This window comes from Yersinia rochesterensis (assembly GCF_003600645.1).
In the GTDB taxonomy this organism is placed as follows: Bacteria; Pseudomonadota; Gammaproteobacteria; order Enterobacterales; family Enterobacteriaceae; genus Yersinia; species Yersinia rochesterensis.
On record NZ_CP032482.1, the window covers coordinates 2,805,355 to 2,830,561 of the forward strand.

Genomic DNA, 25,207 nt, shown 5'->3' on the forward strand with positions numbered 1-25,207 from the left:
GCAGCTTAACTGATATTCACTGAATTATTACGCGACTTTCGCCACCACAGCATCAGGGCGTTTTAGCATCGCGTACAGGCCGCCGGCTAAGACGGTACCAGCAATTATTGCCACCAAATACAGCAGCACCGGATGAATTGCCCCTGGTATCAACAACACGAACAGACCGCCGTGTGGTGCCATCAGTTGCGCGCCGAAGGCCATCGACAGAGCACCCGTTAATGCGCCACCGGCAATACAGCACGGCAACACCCGCATCGGGTCACGGGCCGCAAACGGAATCGCCCCTTCAGAGATAAAGCACAAGCCCAATACCAACGCGGCTTTGCCCCCTTCCTGCTCACCTTTGTCAAATTTATGACGCGCCAGCAGTGTTGCCAGCCCCATTGCCAGCGGTGGTACCATGCCCGCCGCCATAATAGCCGCCATCGGGGCATAAACTGACGAACTCAACAGTGCCACACCAAAGGCGTATGCCGCTTTGTTCACCGGCCCGCCCATATCGGTACACATCATGGCACCGAGGATAGCGCCCAGCAGCACCGCATTGGCGGTACCCATGGATTGCAGCCAATTAGTCAGGCCAGTCATGATTTGTGCGACCGGTGTACCGACCACATAAATCATCACCAAACCGACAATCAAGCTGGCCACTAGTGGGATAATCAATATCGGCTTCAGCGCTTCCATACTCTGCGGCAAACGCAGTTTGGTGCTGATGGCTTTGGCGACATAACCGGCCAGGAAACCAGCAATAATACCGCCGAGGAAGCCCGCACCGGTGCTAACCGCCAACATACCGCCAATCAAACCCGGTGTCAGACCGGGACGGTCAGCAATCGAGAAGGCGATGAAACCCGCCAATACCGGCACCATCAGGGCGAATGCAGAACCGCCACCGATTTGCATCAAGGCCGCAGCCAATGTGCCTTTGACTTCAAATGCTTTAATCCCGAACACAAACGAGAGCGCGATACACAAACCGCCGGCGACCACCATTGGCAACATGTAAGACACACCGGTCAACAGATGGCGATAAGGGCCGCCGGTTTCTGTTTTTTTGCTGCCGGTGCTGCTGCCGGTTTTTGGCTGATAAACTTCCGCTTCCACCAGCGCTTTGTCCAGTTCCTGCGCAGTTTTCTTCAGTGCCAAGCCGGTGCTGGTGCGGTACATCGGTTTGCCAGCAAACTTATCCAAATCCACTTCAATGTCAGCAGCCACAATCACCAAATCGGCCGCAGCGACCTCTTCCGGCGTGATGGTATTACCCGCACCGACAGAACCGCGAGTTTCTACTTTTACCCACCAGCCGCGTTTTTTCGCTTCACTTTCAATGGCTTCTGCCGCCATAAAAGTGTGCGCTACGCCAGTCGGGCAGGCGGTAATCGCCACAATACGTTTTGGGCCAGTTGCTGCTGGTGCTGCGCTGACCACAGCTTGATAAGGTGTAGCCTGTGTTATGGCCTGCGCCAGGAAACCCTCTGGGTCACGCACCGCTTTTTCCACATCACCGACATACACTTTTTTGCCATTCAGCGCACTGTCTGCCGGGACTGATTGCCCGGCCACAATCACCAGTTCGGCATCTGCGGCTTGCTCAACCCAGCTCAAACCGGCTTTTGCCGCCGCTGCACCCAGCATCAGTGACGCAAGGTGGCCTCTGGCCTGCCCGAGCGAACTGTCTATTATTAGTAGCGTTTTCATTTCGCCTCCGGAAATCAATTAAAAGGTTTCAAATCGACTTTTGCCATCATGGCGGCCAATTGCGGGCGATCCGTAATACCCACATTGCTTTGACTGACGGCCAAAGCAGCGACTGCGGTTGCCAAGCGCAAGGTATGCTCGCTGGACTCACGCATTAATAATCCATAAATCAGACCGCCGACCATTGAGTCACCAGCACCTACAGTGCTGACCACTTCGCAAGCCGGGGGTTTTGCCAACCAGGCACCGGAGGCATTAACCCACAACGCACCTTCCGCGCCGAGCGAAATCACTACATGGGCAATCCCCTGGTCGCGCAGTGCGTGTGCGGCTTCTACTACATCACCCAGCTCAGGTAATGGGCGACCGGCCCAGATTTCCAGCTCACGGCGGTTGGGTTTCACCAACCACGGCGAAGCTTTCAGACCGGCAACCAAGGCTTCGCGGCTGCTGTCGAAAATAATGCATGGGCACTGGGAGCGCAGACGCTTCATCCAGTCGGTAAAGTCATCGGGATTCACCCCCGCTGGCAAACTGCCGCTGACCGCCACCATGTCGAATTGCCCCAACCAGCTCAATGAGTCGGTAACGAAACGGTCCCAATCGGGTTTAGTGACCTCAAAACCGGAGAAGTTAAAGTCAGTCACTTCGCCATCTTTTTCGGTCAGTTTGACATTAATGCGGGTACGCCCTGGCACCACCTGAAAACGGTTGGCGATACCCAGTTCGCTGAACAACAGTTGGAAGCCATCTTGGTTATCTTTACCAAGGAAACCGCCAACCGTGACATCAATACCTAAGTCTTTCAGTACCTTGGCAACATTAATACCTTTACCCGCAGCATGCAGGCCGGCTGTTTTTACCAGGTTAACTTCACCGCGCTCAATCTCTGGGCAAAAGCCCACCAAATCGTAAGCCGGGTTTAGTGTGATTGTTGCGACTCTTCTGCTCATGCTGCCCCCTCGCCCAAACCGGCGGAGATGGCGGCACCAATGGCGTCCAGCGCAGCCTGTGCATCTTCACCGCTCGCGGTAAAGCGCAGGCGATTTCCTTTTTTAACCCCTAAAGCCACAACTTTCATTAGACTACGTCCATTAGCGGGTTTACCGGTGCCGTCCAGATTTGTTACGGTGATTTCACTGGTAAACTGTTTGATTGTATTGACTAAAATCGTCCCTGGGCGCGCATGTAATCCATGTTCATTGCGGATAACAAACTCTGCGCTTAATACTTCATTTTGCTCGACATATTTACTGGTCAGCAATGCCAACAGTGCAGCGGCATCAGCGTTCAGCAACGCGTCAGCTTTTTTCGCCAGCAGTAAGTCACTGAGATAATTCAACATTGAGAGCGGCTGGTTATTATTAGCGACTGACAATGTCAGCAATAGGGCAACTTTCTCCCCATTATGCTCAAAAACAGTTACCGGGCGACTGATTGCCGCAGCACTGACCAAATTACCTTCGGTGCTGTCACTCAGCCAGATCCCCTGCCCCAGATTCAGCGGCTCGCGGGTAATCACATCACTGACAAAATGCGTATCAACAGCGCCGATTTGCTGTAAACGGCCCGCATTCAGTGCTTGCAGCGTGATCAAATTGTCAGCCGCAACATCAAGCGCGATAAGTGAGGTGTCAAAATGGAATTCAGCGGCTTTTTGCTCGCCCATCAGCAAACTGCGTAACTCTTCAGCTGAAGTGGTTTTTGCTAGCTGTGCGGCAACCTCATCATCACTTAACACGTGCGTCAATTGGCGTAATAATGCCAGATGTTCATCAGAGCGGGCTGCAATGCCGATAACAATATAAGCGGTTTGATCTTCACCCCAGGCAATACCTTGCGGGAATTGGAAAACCTGTACGCCCGTGTTCAGCACCAAGTCGCGGGTATCAGTGGTACCATGTGGGATGGCAATGCCATTACCCAAATAGGTCGAGGTCTGCTGCTCGCGGGCTAGCATCCCATCAAGGTAGCCAGCAGCAACATTGCCAGCTTGAGTCAGGGCGGCGGCTACCTGAGTGATAGCCTCGTTTTTGCTGCCTGCTTGTGCAGCCAGATGTATATCTTTCGTCGATAACTGGAACATTATGTCTCCTCTCTTGCTGAATTGAATCGTTTCAGCTTTCATGAGAAAAAGGAGCGTTACCCTTTATCATTTGGTGACGAGATAACGCTGAAACGTTTCAATGAGTGTGTTTCCGACTCAGAATATATGCAAGTTTTCTGCTTTTATTCTTGATGAATTTTTGACACTCCGCACATTTTCGTCTTGAACAAGTTTCTGTCAGCAGCAAAATAGCCCACTTTGCTGATAGTTGCTGACACTCATATCAAAGGAGCTAAACAATGTCTGTCGTTGTCGGTGTTGGCGTTATTATCGTCAATCAACATGGTGAAATTCTGTTGGGGAAACGCAGCAGTCAGCATGCGCCTTACTGGTCCATTCCCGGCGGTCACATGGAGGTTGGCGAGTCTTTTGAGCAAGCCGCTCAACGAGAAATTCTCGAAGAAACAGCTTTAAATATCAATGAGATGAAAGTTATCGGCTTGTGTAACAACCTGGCGACCTGGCGTGAGGAGGGTAAACATACCGTTTCGGTTTGTTTGCTAGCACAGCATCCCGGTGGGGAACCTGAGCTGAAAGAGCCAGATAAATGTCAGCAATGGGTGTGGTGCAATCCGCGCGAATTACCCGAGCCTCATTTTGAAGCCAGTCGCCATGCGGTTGATTTATGGTTGAATCAGCAGTTTTACGCCGTTTTCAACTAAAAAATAGCGCTACATAAGATATTATATGACCAGCGATTTCAGCTGTCACTGAACACGGCGCACCCTATCAACCGCCTGCATTCGCAATTGGATAACACGCCACTGCGCGAAAAATATGCAGTGGCGGATCGCGAAGCCATCCTATATAAGCCCACAAGATGCCAGTGCGCCCTGGTGTGGTGCGGATAAGCGAAGGGGCATGGTTTGATCCCGTCGAGCCGTCTGTGCCGGGTTCGATTTGTAAGAACGGTAATATTAATTGCCTAACTTTTGATATCGGCTCATCCAGTTTGGCACAGGGCAATTGCGGGCAAATGGCACAGCTTGAGATTGAAAAATACACGGGGCTGGTGCTGAAGAATACCGCCCATGCAGTTCCGCCCTTTTTCACCCGCTAAGGTGCAGTCTCCACTTCCAACTGAATCAAATACACTAAAGCCTGTTCGCGGGTATCAAAACACATCTCCCGCAATGCTTGCAGGCTAGCACACACCGCCGGGCGAGATGGAGAATGGAAAATACCGCAGCGCATATTGTCATCTAAATGCAAGCAACGGGTATTGGCGGGCTTGCCGAATGGCATGCCGGGGATCGGGCTGGAAATCGAAGGAGCAATACAGCAAGCACCGCAATCTGAGCGACAGTCCATCAGCAAGCTCCTGTAGGCTGGTGGCATAACAGCGGACAATAGCAACCAGCCCAATGAACTACCAGCACTATCCTTGATCAACAGCCCAATAGCAGACCCAGCACACTGCTTCAGCTTTTAACCTCATTATTTTCAGTTTATTTTTTAACCTAAAAAAACCTCATTTGTGCGATATTCAATCACAACCCAATGCCAGATCAAAACGAATCACTGACCAGACTATCCACATGAGCATATTCATCTGTTTACAGTTTCACTATCACCGCGTACCATTAAGCTAGTACAAAAGAACCGTTAACTATATTATATATTCTCAAGGTAATTGGTGTTGAAGGTAGGCGGCCAGTGAACTCATCCCGATGAGCTTACAAAAGTAAGTGATTCGGCTGACAAATCTGCCGGGAGCAGATTTGAACGCTGCTAGCAGCTGCCTCGTAGAGGCGAGGCCCACGGATGACCGAGTAACGAGTGCAGCGAACACCCCAGCAACCTCAAGTACGACGAGAATTTGGAGAAAAATTAAATGTCGATGGATATATCCCAACCACTATCACGCCCTTCCGTCCTCGGCGGCGCAATGATTGTCGCCGGTACCGCAGTGGGCGCGGGGATGTTTTCAATCCCAATCGTGACGGCGGGTGTGTGGTTCAGCGGCTCCGTCATGCTGCTGATTTATACTTGGGCATGCATGCTAATTTCCGGCTTGATGATTCTGGAAGCTAACCTGAACTACCCTACTGGGGCCAGTTTCCATACCATGGTGCAAGACTTGCTAGGCAAAGTCTGGAGCGCCATTAATGGCGTATCTATCACTTTTGTTCTCTATATTCTGACCTACGCCTATATCTCAGCTGGCGGCTCAATCATTACCCATACACTGCAAAATACTGTGGGCATTGGTCAGACCGGAGCGGGCTTTATCTTTGCGGTGTTAGTGGCATTTATTGTCTGGTTATCGACCCGCGCAGTAGACCGCTTAAGTACCATATTGATAGGCGGCATGGTTATCACGTTTGTCATGTCCGTCGGTGATATGTTTAGCCATGTGGAAAGCGCGGTTCTGTTCAATCAGGCGGATAGCAATGCACATTATTTACCTTATGCGCTGGCGGCCCTGCCCTACTTACTGACCTCCTTCGGCTACCACGGTAATGTGCCGGGGCTGGTGAAGTATTACCATAAAGACGGCAAATCAGTGGTGCGCAGTTTGCTATGCGGCACCTTGATAGCATTGGTCATTTACATCCTGTGGCAGTATGCCATTCAGGGCAATATTGCCCGGGATGCATTCAAACAAGTTATTGCTGACGGCGGTAACATAGGCAGCCTGCTGAAACAGATGGATACCGTCTCTGCCAGTCAAGCCACCAGCCAACTGTTGAATGCTTTCTCTTATATGGCATTGGCCAGCTCATTCCTCGGCGTCTCTCTTGGGCTGTTCGATTACATCGCTGATTTCTTTAAATTCGCTGATGACCGCGGTGGGCGTACCAAATCAGCGCTAATCACTTTTGTTCCGCCGACTATCGGAGCGCTATTGTTCCCAAATGGCTTTATCTACGCCATTGGTTTTGCTGGTTTAGCTGCGACCATTTGGGCTGTGATTGTTCCCGCATTGATGGCGCGCGCTAGCCGTAAACGCTTCCCACAAGCAAGTTATCGGGCACCGGGCGGGCGTTTTATGATTGGTTTTATTATCTTGTTTGGTCTGATCAATGCAGTGGCACATATTGCTGCATTATTGGGCCTATTACCGGTGTATGCATAAGGTCGATTTTATACCCGTCATACTTCAAGCTGCATATGTGTTGGCTGCTTTCGTTCACCCGAATCATTGACTCACGTCAACTCATCGGGATTCACTCACTTGCCGCCTTCCTGCAACTCGAATTATTTTGGGTATATAGCGAAAATCTTGCTCTTTTGGGGCTTGCCTGAAACTGGCGGCGCGAGTAACTTGTCGCAACTTATCTTCAATCCTGATTGGCGGTTAATAAATGGCAAGAGCTAATGAAATAAAACGCGGTATGGCGGTCAACCTCAACGGCAAATTACTGCTGGTGAAAGATATCGATGTACAAAGTCCAAGTGCCCGTGGTGCCAGTACTCTGTATAAAATGCGTTTTTCTGATGTGCGTACCGGTTTAAAAGTTGAAGAGCGTTTTAAAGGCGATGAGATCCTCGACACCATCACTTTGACCCGCCGCAGTGTGAATTTCTCTTACATCGACGGCGACGAATATGTCTTTATGGATGATGAAGATTTCACGCCATACAACTTCAAAAAAGAGCAGATAGAAGAAGAATTGTTGTTTATTCCTGAGGGCGGGATGCCGGGGATGCAGGTGCTAACAATGGACGGCCAATTGCTGGCGTTGGAATTGCCGCAAACTGTTGATATGGAAATTGTTGAAACCGCTCCGAGTATTAAAGGTGCGTCAGCCAGTGCTCGTAACAAACCAGCAGTGATGAGTACCGGCTTATCTATTCAGGTGCCGGAATATATCAGCCCTGGCGAGAAAATTCGTATTCATATTGCAGAGCGCCGCTATATGGGCCGTGCAGACTAATACCCAATACCCTTTATCTTTCAAGTTGCAGGTGTGTTGGCTGCTCTCAGTAACCCGAATCACTTACTTGTGTAAGCTCATCGGGATTAATGAGCCTCATCCTTGAGGCTCACCCTATGGGCTAGCATAAATGCTGTTCAAATCGGTTCCCGACCGATTTGTATCTCGCTTGCCGCCTTCCTGCATCTTGAAATCTATTGGGTATGGTTTGGACATAAATAGTTAAGGGCCGATTTTCGGCCCTTAATGTATTGAAAGATGACGGGTTACTTCAGCTCAGGGAAGAACGTGCGCTTGAGCGCTAACTCAACACCGCGAACTTCAGCCAGACCTTTCAGGCGACCAATAGCAGAATAACCCGGATTGGTTTTCTTATGTAAATCATCCAGCATTTGGTGACCATGGTCTGGTCGCATCGGAATCGGACGCATATCTCCGGCAGCCTGACGACGTTGCTCTTCAGTTAGAATGGCTTTAACTACAGAGTACATGTCGACATCACCTTGCAAATGACCGCCTTCATGGAAGGTTTTTGGGTTCCCTTCACGGCAAGTCGAACGCAAATGGGTGAAGTGAATACGATCACCAAAGGTTTCGATCATCTTCACTAAATCATTATCTGCCCGCACACCATAAGAACCGGTGCACATAGTAAAGCCGTTATAAATGCTATCAACGGTCTCTTTCAGCCACTGCATATCTTCAATGGTCGACACAATACGCGGCAGGCCAAGAATTGGGCGCGGTGGATCATCCGGGTGAACCGCCATACGCAGGCCAACCTGTTCAGCAACCGGTATAATAGCGCGCAGGAAATACGCCATATTTTCACGGAGTTGCGCTTTATCAATGCCGTCATACTCAGCTAAACGCGCGCGGAATTGATCCAGCGTATAGCCCTCTTCTGCTCCCGGCAGACCAGCAATAATATTCCCCGTCAGCTTGGCAATGTCGGCCTCAGACATGGCATCGAAATAATCTGCCGCCTGCGCCAACTCTTCAGCAGAGTAATCTTTCTCAGCACCAGGGCGCTTAAGGATATGCAGCTCAAAAGCAGCAAAAGCTATCTGGTCGAAACGCAGTGCTTTGGAACCGTCCGGCAATTGATATTCCAGATCCGTACGTGTCCAGTCTAATATCGGCATGAAGTTATAGCACACGGTGTCAATGCCACATTCGGCAATGTTACGCAGTGTTTGCTGATAATTTTCAATGTGTTGCTGATAGTTACCGCTGTGAGTTTTGATTTCTTCATGAATCGGTACGCTTTCCACTACCGACCAAACCAAACCTTTCGCCGCCAATTCTGCCTGGCGCTGTTTGATTTCACTCACCGGCCAGACCTGGCCATTCGGAATATGATGTAATGCAGTCACTACTCCGGTTGCACCAGCCTGACGGATATCATCTAACGACACCGGATCATTTGGGCCATACCAACGCCATGTTTGTTCCATTTATTTTTACCTTCTAAGTAAACTGTTCGGGTGCATGCAATTTTGTTATACCGACTAATGCGGTTATACCGACAATGCTGTTATACCGAGAATGTTGTTATACCGATTCCAAGAGGTATCACTCAGCTTTATCCTTACTCTTTCAGCGCCGCGTGTCAAAAAGCAAAATCTCATTGGTTGATCCACTTCACGAATATAATCAATATTGGACTTACCAATTTTATTTTCTGTCATATGCCTTTACACTGCAAGCCGATATTGCATGATAACGAACAAAAGAAAACGATCCGTATGGTGTGGTTTTTTTAGTACAGAAGCCAAATTAAACTGGTCTAACAACTTTTTATCTATCACCATCCCCTTTGCTATACCCATGGGGTGAATGATTCTGGAGCCACGTATGAACACTATTGCCAACAGCCACCTACCCGATACCGTACAGCTGCCAACTTATGATAGAACTGCACTGAAAAGCCGTATTGTTCACATCGGTTTTGGCGCATTTCACCGCGCGCATCAAGCTCTACTGACTGATCGAGTTTTAAATAAACAAGGGGGCGACTGGGGTATCTGTGAGGTCAGCTTGTTTGGTGCTGATGTCTTGATCCAAAATTTGCGCCAACAGGATCATCTTTTCTCTGTGCTGGAAAAAGGCGCGCAAAGTAATCAAGCCATTGTTGTTGGGTCGGTTTGTGAGTCGGTACATGCTCGATTAGATGGTGTCATGCAAGTTCTGGAGAAATTGGCCGAACCACAAGTGGCCATTGTTTCGCTGACCATTACTGAAAAAGGTTACTGCATCGAGCCGGGAACTGGCCAACTGGATCTGCGCAATGAGTTTGTACTTGCCGACCTGGCTATCCCTGATGCCCCGACTTCCGCCCCCGGTATTCTGGTTGAGGCTCTGCGGTTACGCCGCCTACGAGGGCTGCAAGCTTTCACCGTTCTTTCATGCGACAACATTCCAGAAAACGGCCATGTGGTAAAAAATGCCGTCCTCGGTTTGGCTACTGCCCGTGACCCCGAACTGGCCAGTTGGATAGAACAAAATGTTACGTTCCCCAACACTATGGTCGACCGCATCGTTCCCGCTGCAACAGCAGAAACATTGCAGCAAATCGCAGAGACACTGGGGGTTGCCGATCCTTGTGGTATTGCCTGTGAGCCGTTCATTCAATGGGTCGTCGAAGACAAATTTGTGGCAGGTCGCCCTGACTGGCAAGTTGCAGGGGTACAATTAGTCGATGATGTTTTGCCCTTTGAAGAAATGAAGTTGCGCATGTTGAATGGTAGCCATTCTTACCTCTCTTACCTGGGTTATCTGGCAGGTTATCAGCATATTAATGACTGCATGGCGGATGAAAATTATCGTCTGACCGCCCGTCGCTTAATGATGGATGAACAAGCTCCAACACTGCGTGTTACCGGCATTGATTTGAATGCTTATGCTGATCAATTGATTGAACGTTACAGCAACCCGTCGTTAAAACACCGCACCTGGCAAATTGCCATGGACGGTAGTCAGAAATTGCCACAACGGATGTTGGATTCAGTACGCTGGCATTTACAAAACGGCGGGCCATATCGTTGCCTGGCATTGGGTATCGCCGGCTGGATGCGTTATGTAAGCGGTGTGGATGACAACGGCGAACCTATTGATATTCGTGACCCAATGGTAGATAGCTTCAAAAAATGCGTTGAGAATAGCGAGGATGGTATTGCCAGAGTCGAGAGCTTACTGTCCCTGAAATCACTGTTTGGTGAAGCCCTGCCACAACAACCCGAATTTGTTCGTGCCGTGACAGAAGCATATCTCAGCCTACAACAGTTTGGTGCGAAAGAAAGTGTGAAACGTTTGGCACAACAGGCTTAATTTTAGCGAGCTTACAGAATGAGCCTCAAGAATGGGGCTCATTCTTTCTAATCGAGTGCGTAAGCGTAGCCAACACCCCTGTAACTTCAAGGCCGAAGGGCAAATTATTCTTCAAGCTGATAAGGTGCAGACTCAAACAAATACCCATCAAAATCAGGATGATCAGCATCAGAAATCTCGAGTAATTTTAATTTTACATTTTCTAAATGCTGCCACATGGCTTGCTTGGCTGCTTTGCTATCTCGGCGCAACACCGCTTGCAGGATTTTTTGATGGTCTTCCATCCATTGCCAGCGGTAACTAAAATCTAGGGTATGACTATGTGCCCCTTGCCACATGGCGCTGGTTTTTCTCGCCTGCCATGCTTCCGCGACCATATTCGCCAATACACTATTTTGCGTCGATTGCGCCAATAAGCAGTGGAACAATTCGTCCGCACTTTCATCCACTGCGCCGGCATCTAATGCGGTCTTTTCCTGCTCAATGGCTTGGCGCATTTTAATAATGTCAGCTTTGGTTGCTTGCATGGCGGCAAAAGCAGCGACTTCACTTTCCAACAATTGGCGGGCTTGCAGCAGTTCAAATGGGCCGTAACCACTGTCGGTTGACACGACAGACTCCCCATATGCAGACCTATCGGGGACATTCACCACGTAGACGCCCGAACCTTTACGCACTTCCACTAACTTTTCCAGCTCTAGCATGATCAGTGCTTCACGTACCACACTACGGCTGACGCTGAAGTTTTCGGCAATATCACGCTCAGGCGGTAAACGATCGCCCAAATTGTATTGCCCACTGATAATTGCTTCACGCAGCTGACTGCCGACTTCCTGATATAACCGCATAACCTTATTTCCTGCATCAGGTATTGGCATTAAAATGCCAAATTGGCCTGACCAAAGGGTGTGTGAATAACATGCAGTATATCATGTGGTCAAACAATTTCATTGAGGTCAAACAATTTCATTGCAGCATAATATATCCGACAAACGACAACGGCTTATCAATGTGATAAGCCGTCTTTATGATAGGATCATTAAATTAATCTGAAATATTAAAGGTAACTGACGGTTAAAATTCCCAAACTACGTTGTGGATTCAGCCATTCCATACGTGAAGATGCCAACTGATTAGGCAACCGAGAAGTTAGAGACATATTACGTGAGAGTTCTTGTCGTTGAGTCAGAGTTTCACCATTGCGATAACAGCTCGTGGTTATCGTTTGGTTTGCGAATGAAGTATCACATGGGCTTTCTACAATGGCACCGGAAAAAGTAATTGTTCCTGTTACAGACAGGGTGGATTGCGCACTACTTGCAGCAAAAGATACTATCCATGAAAACATTATTGCTACGATAATCAGCACTCGAAAATTATTCATAACCACCTCGACTCTCATATCCGTCATTTTAAATGATAGAGCATTCCAGCCAGAGCGATGGGAATGACAGAGCATTTTTTATTGCTCTATTCCGTCTATAACTCACTAAGATTCCTCGTAGAAGTGAATTCTATTCCAGAGCTTTGCAATGCAATTAGGCAAGGCTCTTAACTCACCTAGGAAATTGTCTATCTTTTCGCCTTTTTCGTTTAATAATAAGCTTGGCTAGTGTTATATCCTCACCTGGGTATATCGGCACACTTGAGCTTTTTCTTAAGAGCGTATTGAAAATAAATTTACGGTAGGAGACCTCTGATGACAAAAACGAACTTGATTACCGGTTTTTTGGGCTGTGGCAAGACCACCACTATTCGTCATTTATTGTCACAAAAACCAGAAAATGAAAAATGGGCAGTTCTGGTTAATGAATTCGGGGAAATCGGTATTGATGGGGCGTTATTAGCTGATAGCGGTGCCGTATTAAAAGAAATACCCGGTGGGTGCATGTGCTGTGTGAATGGCCTTCCCATGCAAGTTGGTTTAAATATGTTGCTCCAACAGGCAAAACCGGATCGTTTACTCATCGAACCTACGGGGTTGGGCCACCCAAAACAGATTCTATCCTTATTAACCTCTGAAATTTACCAACCCTGGATTTCTCTGCATGCCACTCTCAGCTTGCTTGACGCCCGCCAGTTAAGTGATCCCCGCTATACAGAAAATGAAAATTTCCGTGACCAATTAGCTGCAGCCGACATCCTCGTGGCAAATAAACAGGATGCCTATAACGAGACGGATTATGTTGTATTACAGCAATGGTATGAACAACAGCCGGTATCACGCCCACTTTATTATGCAGAACAAGGGAAGATTGATGTTGCTCTGCTGGATATACCGCACAGTAATAATGATCAATTACCCGACGGTGCACATCACCACAGCTCAACCCGACAAAAAGGATTGGCCGCATTGAGCTTGAAAGGTAACGAACCTTGGCGTCGCGCCCTTAATCAGGGTCAAGGTTATCTGAGCTGTGGTTGGGTATTTAATGCGGATACCGTATTTGACACAATGCGATTATTGGAGTGGGTGCGGTTAAATCCAGTGGAGCGAATCAAAGGTGTGATGCGTATTCCTGAGGGCACTCTTGTGGTTAACCGACAAGGCCATGATTTGAAAATTGAAACACGCCAAGTTCCACCACTCGATAGCCGGATTGAACTCATTAGCATCACTGACCCCGATTGGAATGTATTACAGCATGAATTACTCAGGGCTCGACTACAGAAGGAGGTATAATGCTGCCAAATTTATTTACCGCACCATTCTTACATTGACCATTTTTAGATTAAAGGCCACCGCATGACCCGTCGTAATTTGCCGGTAATATTACTGCTTAATTTACTTGGAATAGCCCTGTTTTTCTCTTGGTATATTCCAGCGAACCACGGTTTTTGAGAATATTAATCGCGTCAGCGAATTAACGGGTATTCCGACCAAAGACGCATCCAGTGATAGCTTCCCCGGCGACCATGGCATGATGCTGATTATTTTTACCTGCTTTATGTGGCGCTATTTCTCTCGGGGTGCTTTTGCCATCGCTTTAGTCATCGTGGTGGTTTTCTCTATGCCACGAATAATGATTGGCGCGCATTGGTTTACTGATATTGCTGTTGGCTCGCTTTCAGTCGTCTTGGTCGGGATAAGTTGGATATTGCTGACACCACTTAGTGATAAACTCATTGATGCCATTAACCGAAATCTGCCGGGCTCAAAATGTCAGTAACCCGCCCCCTGCTTTATTTTGGAGCAAAAATAGACTTTTTTGCTCCAACCGCCATTAATGATTACACACCTTTATTATCACCAAACGGCCATAAATTCAGCTATCTGCATTTAATATATAATATTACATTAACATTTTGTAAAATTATGGGCATAAAAGCTCTCGCCTTTTATTAATCATTACGGTAATCTCAAAAACGTTTGTGCTCGGATACCGGCATTTCACCACTATCCTGATTAATATTGTGCGTTCCTGCACATTTATTTGGTTAAGTGATTGTCTCATCAGACCACAATCAATAATCTCGATTCGTTTGGTATTTTTGGTAGCGACATCCGTCGTAAGGACAGCAAGGGAAAACAACAACAATGGTCAAGTCTCAACCTATTATGAGATATATTCTGCGGGTCATTCCTGCGGTTGCAGCAGCGGTAATGTTATCCGCGTGTAGTTCACCACAGAGTTCGAACGTACATAATACGCAAACTGAGATGCGTGCAGTTAATGACAAAGATGGGCTTTTACTGCAAGCCTCTCAGGATGAATTCGAAGCGATGGTGCGCAACGTTGACGTCAAGTCGAAAATTTTAGAACAGTATGCAGGGTGGAAAGGGGTTCGTTATCGTTTAGGCGGTAGCACCAAACGCGGTATTGATTGTTCTGCGTTTGTACAAACCACTTTCCGTGAACAATTTGGTATGGATTTGCCACGCTCAACCTCTGAGCAGCAAGATATTGGCAAGAAAATCCAACGTACTAAGTTGCGCCCGGGTGATTTGGTGCTGTTCCGAGCAGGATCGACAGGTCGTCATGTAGGTATCTACTTAGGTAACGATAAATTTGTACATGCATCGACCAGTGTCGGTGTGACAATATCGAGTCTAAATGAAGATTATTGGAATAAGCGTTATCGTGATGGCCGGCGAGTGCTAAGTAGTGGTTCGCGCAGCTAACTGATTTTATTCCTGTTGTCCGAGATACCAAACGAAACGATGAAACGCTGCCATTGGCAGCGTTTTTTATTGCCGAAATCGTTCTTATTACCGAAATATAGTTCTTGTAGTCCTATTGCCTCACTTTTGTAGGAAATGTCCTTTTTTGCTAAAAACAGCGAAACTCAAGAATATTCTGTGTAGAATTAGCCCCGCTAAACCAAGAGTTCCCTGACACTAAGACATATCAACTACGATTATCCTTTTTGGAATTAAGTCAATTGTATTACTAAGCTGAAAATCTGTTCTATGGATATGTTTTTCTAAAAGACGCCAATACAAATGAATTTCACTGGCACCACATATTTGATGCATTTACATGGTATCTTTGCTTTATATTAGATTGAATTTCAACTCGATAAGTTTATTAATGTCAATAATGCTCCCTGGCAAATCGGCAGCGCTGTGCTGCTAACTTACTTATATTCATAACACTTTATCGATCATGCTGAGGAGCGGCGTAACATGGGTTCAAACAGTGCGTTCTCCCGCAATATTTTATCCAGACGCCATCTTGTTAAAAAAAGTGTCATCCTAGCACTTTGTTTCTTTATATTTTTTGTTGTTATTACTTTGTCATTACTTTATCGCAGCAGTGAAAGTAAACTAACAACACAAAGCGATCATATTATCTCCTATTCATCCCAGTTCCTTAATGAACTGACGACAACTATGTCTCAGCTTATCCCGCTAAGTGCAAAAAGTTGTGAACAGGCCAGTTCAGCTCTGCACTATCGGGCGGCATTTACCAATGGTGTCCGAGCTTTCTTATTGGTTCGGGATGATATTACCTATTGCTCTTCAGCAACGGGGGAAATGAATACGCCTGTCAGCGCGTTATACCCCAAAATGAATGTCACTCAGCCTTTGGATTTTAAAATTCAACAAGGTACACCAATGATGCCGAGCAAACCGGCAATTGGCGTATGGCTGCGTGAAGCTGGACGCGGTAATACCGGCGTATTAGCAACACTCGAACTGAATTTACATCCCTATCTGTTACTAAACAACGCCAATAATCAGGTCAACGGATTAGCTATTATTATTGATGAACTAGCAGTCACAACATTTGACTCTAAAGTCATGCCTATCAGCCAGTTACCCATACGTGATACGCGTGAAGTTCAATTACCTGGTTATCCAATTAAAATATTGATTTATCATACCAGCCTCACTGCGGATGATATTCGAATGACTTTGTTAGGGGGGGTATTACTCGCAGGGCTAGTCGGTATCTTGGCTTATTATATTTTAATTGCCAGTCAAAGTGCGGAAGCTGAAATTTTGCGTGGTATTCGTCGGGGTGAATTCTTTGTTGAATATCAGCCCGCATTCCGGTCTGATGACCGCTCCCTATCAGGATTGGAAGCGCTTATCCGCTGGCAACATCCGATTGAAGGACGTATTTCCCCAGACCTTTTTATTCCCTATGCAGAAACTCAGCATCTGATTCAACCTCTGACCCGGCATTTATTTGAATTAATCATTAGAGACAGTGAATTAATGGCAGCCCACCTTCCAGCAGGAATTAAATTGGCCATTAATATCTCCCCGGTTCATCTTACTGATGATGATTTCCGCAAAGATGTCACTCAAATGTTACAACAATTAAATACCGATGTGTATTCTCCAGTATTTGAGATAACAGAGCGGGGTATGGTTGAAGAGGAGTTAGCTATTAAACAGTTTGCTTGGTTACGCTCTCAAGGGATACAAATCGCTGTTGATGACTTTGGCACCGGACACAGCGCGCTGATTTATTTAGAACGTTTTACTTTAGACTATATTAAAATTGATCGTGGTTTTGTCAGCACTATAGGCATTAATACTGTTGCAGCACCGGTATTAGATGCAGTATTAATGTTAGCGAGCAAGCTCAATATTGAAACCGTCGCTGAAGGTGTCGAAACGGAACAACAGCTCCAGTATTTGACACAACACGGGGTCAACTTCCTGCAAGGCTATCTACTTAGCAAGCCGCTATCTGTTGAGGATTTAGTCGAGTTTTGTACGCAAAAAACTTCGTAACAAAAACTCATTGGCTTAATGTTTGCTTTACCCCTGTAAACTGGTAATTTCATTTAAGATTATGACTACGCAAATAACAGCAGGAGATCACCACCAATATGTTGTTACGCCTATATGCTGCCTTGACGCTATCAGTCCTGAGCTTTGGTCTGCAAGCTGAAACCATTAAAGAAGGTAGCTCTTTTGCCATATTGGGCGAACCGAAATACTCATCAGATTTTAGCCATTTTGATTATGTCAATCCGGCAGCCCCTAAAGGCGGAGATATCACGCTCTCTGCGATTGGTACCTTTGATAACTTCAACCGGTATGCGCTGCGTGGCAACCCGGCAGTACGCACTGAGCGGCTGTATGACTCATTGTTCTCTACTTCGGACGATGAGATTGGCAGTTATTATCCTTTAATTGCCGAATCAGCGCGTTTTGCCCCCGACTTTCACTGGATTGAAGTCGATATTAATCCTCGCGCTCGTTTTCATGATGGTAAACCCATTACTGCTCAAGATGTGGCATTCACTTTCAATAAATTCATGACCGAAGGTGTCCCACAATTTCGAATTGTTTATAAAGGCGTGCAAGTAAAAGCGATTTCGCGCCTGACTGTGCGTTTTGAATTCCCAGAACCGAATAAAGATAAGATGCTGGGCCTATTTGGTTTACCGGTAATGCCTGAGCATTTCTGGAAAGACCATAAACTCAGTGAACCGCTGAGTAAACCGCCAGTGAGCAGCGGCCCCTATCGTATTGGCAAATATAAGATGGGCCAATTTATTACTTATGAGCGGGTCAGAGACTATTGGGCAGCCAACTTACCGGTCAATCGTGGGCAGTATAATTTTGACACCATCCGTTATGATTATTATTTAGACGATAAAGTCGCGCTGGAAGCATTTAAAGCCGGTGCCTTTGATTTCCGTGAAGAAACATCACCAAAAAGCTGGGCGACACAATATGTGGGCGGCAACTTTGCGAAAAATTATATCGTCAAACAGGATATCCTCGATAACTCTGCGCAGAACACCCGCTGGCTGGCATTTAATGTCCAGCGCCCTATTTTTAGCGACCGCCGAGTTCGTGAAGCACTGACATTAGCCTTTGATTTTGACTGGATGAATAAAGCTTTTTATTTCAATAGTTATCAGCGCACTAATAGTTTCTTCCAGAACACTGAATATGCCGCTAAAGGTTATCCGAACAGCGCGGAATTAGCGTGGCTGGCTCCGCTAAAAGGTAAAATACCGCCGGAAGTTTTCACACAAATTTATCAGCCTCCTCAAACTGACGGCAGCGGTAACGCGCGGGATAATCTATTAAAAGCACGCGAATTGCTGAGTGAAGCGGGTTGGGAAGTGAAAAATCAGCAATTAATCAACAGCAAAACGGGCAAACCTTTTGTCTTTGAGTTGCTGTTACTCAGCGGCAGTAACTTCCAATACGTTCAGCCGTTTAAGCATAATTTGCAACGTTTGGGGATAACCATGAATATCCGCGAGGTGGACAGCTCTCAATTTGTTAACCGCCTGCGCAGCCGAGATTACGATATGATCCCGACGGTTTATAGCGCTTTCCCTTACCCTAGCCCAAATCTGCAAATTTTGTGGAGTTCGGCTTATATTGATTCCAGCTATAACGCCTCGGGTATTAAAGATCCGGCTATCGACCAATTGATTGAACAGATTGTTAAACATCAGGAACAGCCAGAAGCATTGCTGTCTCTTGGCCGTGCACTGGATCGCGTGTTGACCTGGAATTATTTGATGATCCCAATGTGGTATTCCAACCATGCTCGTTTTGCTTATTGGGATAAGTTTTCGATGCCAGCGGACAGGCCCACATATTCGCTCGGCTTTGATAGCTGGTGGTTGGATGTCAACAAGGCAGGTCGCCTGCCAACAGAACATCATTAGGGGGCGGTGTGGGCGCATATCTATTACGGCGATTGTTGCTGGTCATTCCCACCTTGTGGGCAATTATTACTATTAACTTTTTCATTGTACAAATCGCCCCAGGTGGCCCGGTAGATCAGGCGATAGCCAACATTGAACTGGGTCATTCCAGCGGATATAGCACCGGTGGTGGTGATGGCGGATTAGGTGGTGCGAAAGTCGGGTTGAATGCGGCGCAAGTTGGGGACAGTAACTATCGCGGTTCTCGAGGGTTAGACCCGGAAGTTATTGCCGAAATCAAACAGCGCTTTGGCTTTGACAAGCCGCTACATCAGCGCTATTTCGATATGCTCTGGAGCTATGCGCGCTTTGATTTTGGTGACAGCCTGTTTCGCGGCGAATCTGTCATGTCATTGATAAAACATAGCCTGCCGGTATCTATCTCACTTGGGCTATGGAGCACGCTGATTATTTATCTGGTTTCCATTCCTTTGGGGATTAAAAAGGCGGTGCGTAATGGCTCGGCTTTTGATACCTGGAGCAGTACCTTAATTATTATTGGCTATGCCATTCCTTCGTTTTTATTCGCCATTTTACTGGTGGTGCTGTTCTCCGGCGGCAGTTATTTCGATCTATTCCCACTGCGCGGGCTGGTATCAAGCAACTGGGATACCCTGCCGTGGTACGGCAAAATAACCGACTATTTGTGGCACATCACGTTACCGGTGCTGGCTACTGTGATTGGTGGTTTTGCTACACTCACCATGCTGACCAAAAACTCGTTTCTGGACGAAATCCGCAAACAATATGTGGTCACCGCCCGCGCCAAAGGCTTACCTGAAGAAAAAATCCTTTACCGCCATGTATTTCGCAATGCCATGTTGCTGGTGATTGCGGGCTTCCCCGCGACATTTATCAGTATGTTTTTCACCGGGTCATTGTTGATCGAAGTGATGTTTTCACTGAATGGTTTAGGGTTGTTGGGTTATGACGCCACCTTGCAACGAGATTATCCGGTGATGTTTGGCACTCTTTATATTTTTACTCTGATTGGTTTACTGCTGAATATCCTCAGCGATATCACCTACACCTTGGTTGACCCACGGATTGATTTTGAGGGCCGCCAATGATGAAACGGCTAAGTGCTATTAATCAGGCCCGCTGGGCGCGTTTTCGCCAAAACCGCCGTGGCTATTGGTCACTGTGGATCTTCCTGACACTGTTTATTATCAGCCTGTTTGCCGAGTTAATTGCTAACGACAAACCGCTGCTGGTGAGCTATCAGGGCAAATTTTACATGCCCTTTATGGTTAATTACACCGAATCAACCTTTGGTGGCATTTTAACCACGGCCGCTGATTATCAAGACCCGTATGTGATTGGCCGCATTAAAGATAATGGCTGGGCGATTTGGGCACCCATCCGCTTTAGTAATAACACCATTAATTTCGCAACCGATGTGCCCTTCCCCTCGCCCCCCAGCCGCACTAATTTGCTCGGCACTGACAGCACTGGCGGCGATGTATTGGCCAAAGTTATTTATGGCTTTCGTATCTCACTGTTATTTGGCCTAACGTTAACCTTATTTTCTAGTGTGATTGGCATTTGTGCCGGGGCAATTCAGGGTTATTACGGCGGTAGAGTTGATTTATGGGGCCAGCGATTTATTGAAGTCTGGTCTGGTATGCCGACCCTATTTTTAGTGATTTTACTGTCCAGTATTGTACAGCCGAATTTCTGGTGGTTATTAGCCATCACCGTCATATTCGGCTGGATGGGGCTGGTCGGTGTGGTTCGGGCTGAGTTTCTGCGCACCCGAAATTATGACTATATCCGCGCAGCGAGGGCCATGGGAGTGCGTGACCGCGTGATTATGTCGCGCCATATGCTGCCCAATGCCATGGTGGCTACCCTGACCTTCTTACCCTTTATTCTATGCGGCTCGATAACCACTCTCACCTCACTGGATTTCCTCGGTTTCGGCTTGCCAATGGGGTCGCCATCATTAGGCGGGTTATTATTGGAGGGCAAAAATAACCTTCAAGCTCCCTGGCTCGGCATCACCGCATTCCTGGTGTTGGCCGTGCTGTTATCTCTGTTGATCTTTATCGGCGAAGCAGTGCGTGACGCCTTTGACCCAAGTAAGGTGTACTGATATGGCGACTTCTCCACTTCTGGACATTCAAAATCTCAGTGTTGCATTTCGCCAAGCGGGAGTTGATCGCCAGGTCGTCAGCAACCTTTCGTTGCAAATAGAGAGCGGTGAGACACTGGCTTTAGTGGGGGAATCTGGTTCGGGCAAGAGTGTTACCGCCCTGTCGATATTGCGTCTGCTGCCCTCGCCACCGGTCGTTTACCCCAGCGGCGATATTCTGTTTGCCGGAAAATCACTGTTACATGCCGATGAGCCGACATTACGCGCCATTCGCGGTGATAAGATTTCTATGATTTTCCAAGAGCCAATGGTGTCTTTAAACCCCTTGCATACTATTGAGAAACAGCTGGCAGAAGTGCTGTCACTGCACCGCGGTATGCGCCGGGAAGCCGCCAGAGCTGAAATTATTCAGTGCCTTGATCGGGTGGGTATTCGCAATGCCAAAGGCCGATTAGCGGATTTCCCACATCAGCTTTCCGGTGGAGAACGCCAGCGCGTGATGATTGCCATGGCCGTCCTGACCCAGCCCAAATTACTGATTGCCGATGAACCCACCACCGCGCTGGATGTTTCGGTGCAAGCTCAGATTTTGAGTTTGCTGAAAGAGTTAAAACAAGAGATGGGCATGAGCTTGCTGTTTATCACCCATAATCTGAATATCGTCCGCCGGCTGGCCGATAACGTAGCCGTGATGCGTGAGGGGCGCGTAGTTGAGCACAATACCCGCCAGGCGCTGTTTAGCGCACCACAGCATACTTATACTCGCCAATTATTAGACGCCGAGCCACAGGGTGACCCACTGCCGCTCCAGAGTGACCAGCAACCGTTGCTTGAAGTCAAAGGGCTACAAGTCGCTTTTGCGATTAAACGTGGCCTATTGCGCCGCACTGTCGCGCATCACTATGCCCTGAAAGATCTCAGCTTTGTGTTAAAGCCCGGTGAAAGTTTAGGTTTGGTGGGGGAATCCGGCTCGGGGAAAAGCACTACCGGCTTAGCTTTACTGCGCTTGTTGCCCTCTAAAGGGGAGATTTGGTTTAGTGGCCAGCCGCTACACAACCTCTCGCCCAAACAAATGCTACCTTATCGCAGCCGAATTCAGGTGGTTTTCCAAGACCCGTACTCAGCGCTAAACCCGCGCTTGAATATTCAGCAGATCATTGCTGAAGGGCTGGAAGTGCATCAGAAACTCAGTGCTGTGCATCGCGAGCAGCGCGTGATTAAGGCGATGGAAGAAGTCGGGTTGGATCCAGTCAGCCGCTATAGATATCCGACTGAGTTCTCCGGTGGCCAGCGCCAGCGCATTGCTATTGCACGGGCACTTATCCTGCAACCTCAGTTACTTATCCTCGATGAGCCAACCTCATCACTGGATAAATCGGTACAAGCGCAAATTCTGGCTTTGCTGAAATCCCTTCAGCAGCGCTACCAACTCAGTTACCTGTTTATCAGCCATGACTTGCAAGTGGTGCGGTCACTCTGCCACCAAGTGATTGTGTTGAAACAGGGGGAAGTGGTGGAGCAAGGTGACTGTCAGGCTATCTTTGCCGCGCCAAAACAGCAATATACCCAACAATTATTGCAATTTTCTGACTAATTTGGCGCGCATCAGGATGTCAGGGCACAGAAAACGTCAGCATAAAAAACTGACGAACACTTCATCCCAAATCAGAAGGGATAAAGTGCTGTCATGGTCTCGGCAATCGCCACCCCAACATCTTTCAAGCGGCACATAGTGGCACTTTCATCCTGACGATGAACAAACAGGCAAGGCTCGCCTTCCCATTCCACAATCGCGGAGTCCACTTGAATCTCTTGCAGTGAGAGATGAAGCCGCTGCATGATAATTTGCGCATGAGCGCCATCATGGCTCAGTAACTTCAGTCCCATGAGGTCATTATTGCTATCGTCTATCGCCGTCAATGGTATCGGTTCAACTTTTACGCCGATAAATCCCGATAGCCAGCGGTAACTTTGCGGCAGACGATGTACCACCGAAAGTTGGATATTATTCACGTATTTTTCCTAGTAAAAATAAAAATTCAAAAAAACTCACAAAGCACCACAATGACTCACACTGATTAAAGTTATAGCCGCTAAATTGTCATTGTGCTTGCTCCAAAGCTCATCAAAACACAATGTTGATAACAATTTAGAAACTTAAAATCTACAATGCCATTTTTTGTGCTGTTTTCAACCCTTATTCAGCCCGTTGCGCCAAGACTGAAACTGCCGGTTTGGGATTTAGATCCCATTTTTCGTTATTTTTATACCTTTATCGCGTCTATCTCAACCATTTTTCTTGCAAACCCATTACCTAATATCAGCCAACATTTTACATTTAAGGAACAATTCAGTGTCAATCAAACCAAATAAAATGAATTTAATTAATTGATAAATATATAAATTTATTGATATTCATCACCCGGTGACGAGTAAGAATAACGCGTAAAAATAACGTCATAACAGTTTCGTCTTTTTTATAACATCGCTCAAAAAGTTAACAATATGGTGTCAAACACAACTATGCAATAGATAATGATATGCATGCTTATTATGTTGATTGAGCGCAAGGATTCGGTCTTTTTTAGTAGTAATTGTGGCGATATTTAATCATGCACAGGGCGGAGAAAAGGAGAAGTAAACAAGGTGTGATTTGACAAATTGGCTACAAATAATAAACGTGAGGGCGCTTGGGAACATCGACCCTCACATTTCTTGATAGCGATTATTTCACCGCATTTTTATGTGGTCGGCTGGCATAAAAATACAACAGCATGGCGGCGATAATACAAAATGCCATTGAGCTGACCATCGGCCAGGCGCTACGCGATGGTGCCATCGACAACAGCGTCCCCACTATCGCACCGATACCAAAACGTAAAGTCCCCGCCAAAGAAGATGCCGTCCCCGCCATATGTGGGAAATCATCCAAAATGACGGCCATGGCATTCGAGGTAATCATCGCGATACAGCCCACATAAGCCGCGACGCCCAGTACCAGCGCCCAGAACCCTAACCCGGTGGCGCACACCACCAGCAGCCAGATGCCCATCACAAATTGTACCCACAGACCAAAACGGAACATTTTCAGTGCCCCGAAGCGGCGAACATTGCGGCTGTTGATCAATGTCATCAAGAATAAGAAAACAATATTCAGCGCAAAGTAATAGCCAAAGTTCTGCGGAGAAACTCCATTTAAATCAATATAAACAAACGGCCCGGCGCTGAGGAATGAGAACATACCTGCAAAAGAAAAACCGCTGGCCAGCATATAGCTCAGAACTTGCTTGTGGCGGAATAAAGCGCCAAAATTGCCGATAGTGGTGCGCAAATGAAACTTCTGCCGTTTCTCCTTCGGCAAGGTTTCTTTGATAAACAACGCAACCAATATCGCCCCCACCAATGCGGCTCCCGCCATCGTCCAGAAAATGGCATGCCAGCTAAACCACACCAGCAACGCGCCGCCGATAATGGGTGCCAGCAACGGCGCGATTGTCATCACCAAGACCACAAAAGACATCATGCGCGAGAAATCATCTTTGGTGAACATGTCCCGCATCAATGCATTAATCACAACACTGGCGGCGGCAGCTGATAAGCCGTGCAAGAAACGCAAATTAATCAGTTGCTCGATTGATTGCGCCATAGCACAGGCCATTCCTGCCAGTGCAAAGATGAGCGTTCCCCAGAAAATGACCGGCTTGCGCCCGATGCTATCCGCCATGGGCCCATAAAACATTTGTCCGATGGCAAACCCCAGCACATAGGCGCTTAGCGTCATCTGTACTGCGCCACTTTCTACACCAAATTGCTGTGCAATGATCGGCATACTGGGCAGATACATATCAATTGCCAAAGGCATCAGCATTGATAACAAGCCCAGGATAAAGATCAAACCAACGTGGGATGTCCGGTTTGTCGCTTCATTTTGATTACTGGCATGCACGTTCAACA

At 47.3% G+C, this 25,207-nt stretch carries 20 protein-coding genes and 2 pseudogenes; 13 read left to right on the plus strand and 9 right to left on the minus strand.

The genetic code is table 11. The features are described from left to right. Positions 1–27: 27 nt before the first annotated feature. Genes fruA through fruB form a run of 3 tightly spaced genes read right to left on the minus strand, consistent with a single transcriptional unit; the run spans position 28 to position 3,790 of the window. Positions 28–1,704 carry a PTS fructose transporter subunit IIBC gene (gene fruA, locus DXZ79_RS13110; RefSeq protein WP_038631968.1) on the minus strand — a complete coding sequence of 559 codons (1,677 nt, stop codon included), beginning with the start codon at positions 1,702–1,704 and terminating at the stop codon, positions 28–30. Between the two features lie 14 nt (positions 1,705–1,718). Then, on the minus strand, positions 1,719–2,657 hold the full coding sequence (gene fruK / locus DXZ79_RS13115) for a 1-phosphofructokinase (protein ID WP_005171387.1): 939 nt from the start codon (positions 2,655–2,657) through the stop codon (positions 1,719–1,721). Continuing rightward, on the minus strand, positions 2,654–3,790 hold the full coding sequence (fruB, locus tag DXZ79_RS13120) for a fused PTS fructose transporter subunit IIA/HPr protein (protein ID WP_120011325.1): 1,137 nt from the start codon (positions 3,788–3,790) through the stop codon (positions 2,654–2,656). Before fruB ends, fruK begins: the two co-directional genes overlap by 4 nt. Before the next feature lie 260 nt (positions 3,791–4,050). Here fruB and DXZ79_RS13125 point away from each other — a divergent pair, with 260 nt between their 5' ends. Further along, a complete protein-coding gene (locus DXZ79_RS13125; RefSeq protein ID WP_038631963.1) occupies positions 4,051–4,473 on the plus strand; it encodes a nucleotide triphosphate diphosphatase NUDT15 in 423 nt (140 codons plus the stop codon). Between the two features lie 30 nt (positions 4,474–4,503). Then, positions 4,504–4,871 (plus strand): annotated as a pseudogene (locus DXZ79_RS13130) (trimethylamine-N-oxide reductase TorA); the annotation flags it as partial. On the opposite strand, the gene DXZ79_RS13135 reads toward DXZ79_RS13130, so the two are convergent. Further along, complete coding sequence (locus tag DXZ79_RS13135) at positions 4,868–5,122, minus strand: YkgJ family cysteine cluster protein (protein WP_038631961.1); 255 nt, start codon at positions 5,120–5,122, stop codon at positions 4,868–4,870. The pseudogene DXZ79_RS13130 and the gene DXZ79_RS13135 overlap by 4 nt on opposite strands. 523 nt (positions 5,123–5,645) lie before the next feature. Here DXZ79_RS13135 and mtr point away from each other — a divergent pair. Together mtr and yeiP are read left to right on the plus strand one after the other, a co-directional pair. Then, positions 5,646–6,890: a tryptophan permease gene (mtr, locus tag DXZ79_RS13140; RefSeq protein ID WP_038631959.1), complete on the plus strand. Its 1,245-nt coding sequence runs from the start codon at positions 5,646–5,648 to the stop codon at positions 6,888–6,890. A 229-nt stretch (positions 6,891–7,119) separates the two neighbouring features. After that, positions 7,120–7,692, plus strand: a complete 573-nt coding sequence (yeiP, locus tag DXZ79_RS13145; protein WP_004389501.1) for an elongation factor P-like protein YeiP — start codon at positions 7,120–7,122, stop codon at positions 7,690–7,692. 266 nt (positions 7,693–7,958) lie between these two features. Here yeiP and uxuA read toward each other — a convergent pair whose 3' ends face one another. Continuing rightward, positions 7,959–9,149 (minus strand): mannonate dehydratase, encoded by a 1,191-nt coding sequence (gene uxuA / locus DXZ79_RS13150; RefSeq protein ID WP_038631958.1) that lies wholly within the window; start codon positions 9,147–9,149, stop codon positions 7,959–7,961. A gap of 400 nt (positions 9,150–9,549) precedes the next feature. On the opposite strand from uxuA, the gene DXZ79_RS13155 reads away from it, so the two are divergent. Further along, positions 9,550–11,022, plus strand: a complete 1,473-nt coding sequence (locus DXZ79_RS13155; RefSeq protein ID WP_120011326.1) for a mannitol dehydrogenase family protein — start codon at positions 9,550–9,552, stop codon at positions 11,020–11,022. 104 nt (positions 11,023–11,126) lie between these two features. On the opposite strand, the gene DXZ79_RS13160 is transcribed toward DXZ79_RS13155, so the two are convergent. After that, on the minus strand, positions 11,127–11,870 hold the full coding sequence (locus tag DXZ79_RS13160; protein WP_038631954.1) for a GntR family transcriptional regulator: 744 nt from the start codon (positions 11,868–11,870) through the stop codon (positions 11,127–11,129). A gap of 209 nt (positions 11,871–12,079) precedes the next feature. Then, complete coding sequence (locus DXZ79_RS21195) at positions 12,080–12,406, minus strand: type 1 fimbrial protein (RefSeq protein WP_038639433.1); 327 nt, start codon at positions 12,404–12,406, stop codon at positions 12,080–12,082. A 315-nt stretch (positions 12,407–12,721) separates the two neighbouring features. Here DXZ79_RS21195 and DXZ79_RS13170 point away from each other — a divergent pair, with 315 nt between their 5' ends. The 8 genes and pseudogenes from DXZ79_RS13170 (at position 12,722) to yejF (ending at position 22,847) form a co-directional block, all read left to right on the plus strand. Then, a complete protein-coding gene (locus DXZ79_RS13170; protein WP_038631952.1) occupies positions 12,722–13,705 on the plus strand; it encodes a CobW family GTP-binding protein in 984 nt (327 codons plus the stop codon). Between the two features lie 63 nt (positions 13,706–13,768). Beyond that, positions 13,769–14,192, plus strand: a pseudogene (locus tag DXZ79_RS13175) (phosphatase PAP2 family protein). A 368-nt stretch (positions 14,193–14,560) separates the two neighbouring features. Then, complete coding sequence (gene mepS, locus DXZ79_RS13180; protein ID WP_038631948.1) at positions 14,561–15,145, plus strand: bifunctional murein DD-endopeptidase/murein LD-carboxypeptidase; 585 nt, start codon at positions 14,561–14,563, stop codon at positions 15,143–15,145. 504 nt (positions 15,146–15,649) lie between these two features. Then, the gene (locus tag DXZ79_RS13190) at positions 15,650–17,212 is read left to right on the plus strand and encodes a cyclic di-GMP phosphodiesterase (protein ID WP_038631946.1); all 1,563 of its coding nucleotides are present in this window, start codon (positions 15,650–15,652) and stop codon (positions 17,210–17,212) included. A gap of 98 nt (positions 17,213–17,310) precedes the next feature. Continuing rightward, positions 17,311–19,119, plus strand: a complete 1,809-nt coding sequence (locus tag DXZ79_RS13195) for an extracellular solute-binding protein (RefSeq protein ID WP_120011327.1) — start codon at positions 17,311–17,313, stop codon at positions 19,117–19,119. 8 nt (positions 19,120–19,127) lie between these two features. Beyond that, a complete protein-coding gene (locus tag DXZ79_RS13200) occupies positions 19,128–20,228 on the plus strand; it encodes a microcin C ABC transporter permease YejB (protein WP_038631942.1) in 1,101 nt (366 codons plus the stop codon). Continuing rightward, positions 20,228–21,253, plus strand: a complete 1,026-nt coding sequence (locus DXZ79_RS13205) for an ABC transporter permease (RefSeq protein WP_050291414.1) — start codon at positions 20,228–20,230, stop codon at positions 21,251–21,253. Before DXZ79_RS13200 ends, DXZ79_RS13205 begins: the two co-directional genes overlap by 1 nt. Before the next feature lies 1 nt (position 21,254). Further along, a complete protein-coding gene (yejF, locus tag DXZ79_RS13210; protein ID WP_050291315.1) occupies positions 21,255–22,847 on the plus strand; it encodes a microcin C ABC transporter ATP-binding protein YejF in 1,593 nt (530 codons plus the stop codon). 71 nt (positions 22,848–22,918) lie between these two features. Here yejF and DXZ79_RS13215 read toward each other — a convergent pair whose 3' ends face one another. After that, the gene (locus tag DXZ79_RS13215) at positions 22,919–23,266 is read right to left on the minus strand and encodes a YejG family protein (RefSeq protein ID WP_038631938.1); all 348 of its coding nucleotides are present in this window, start codon (positions 23,264–23,266) and stop codon (positions 22,919–22,921) included. Between the two features lie 712 nt (positions 23,267–23,978). Further along, entirely contained in the window at positions 23,979–25,199 is a 1,221-nt protein-coding gene (locus DXZ79_RS13225; protein ID WP_038631934.1) for a Bcr/CflA family multidrug efflux MFS transporter, read from the minus strand. Positions 25,200–25,207 lie beyond the last annotated feature (8 nt).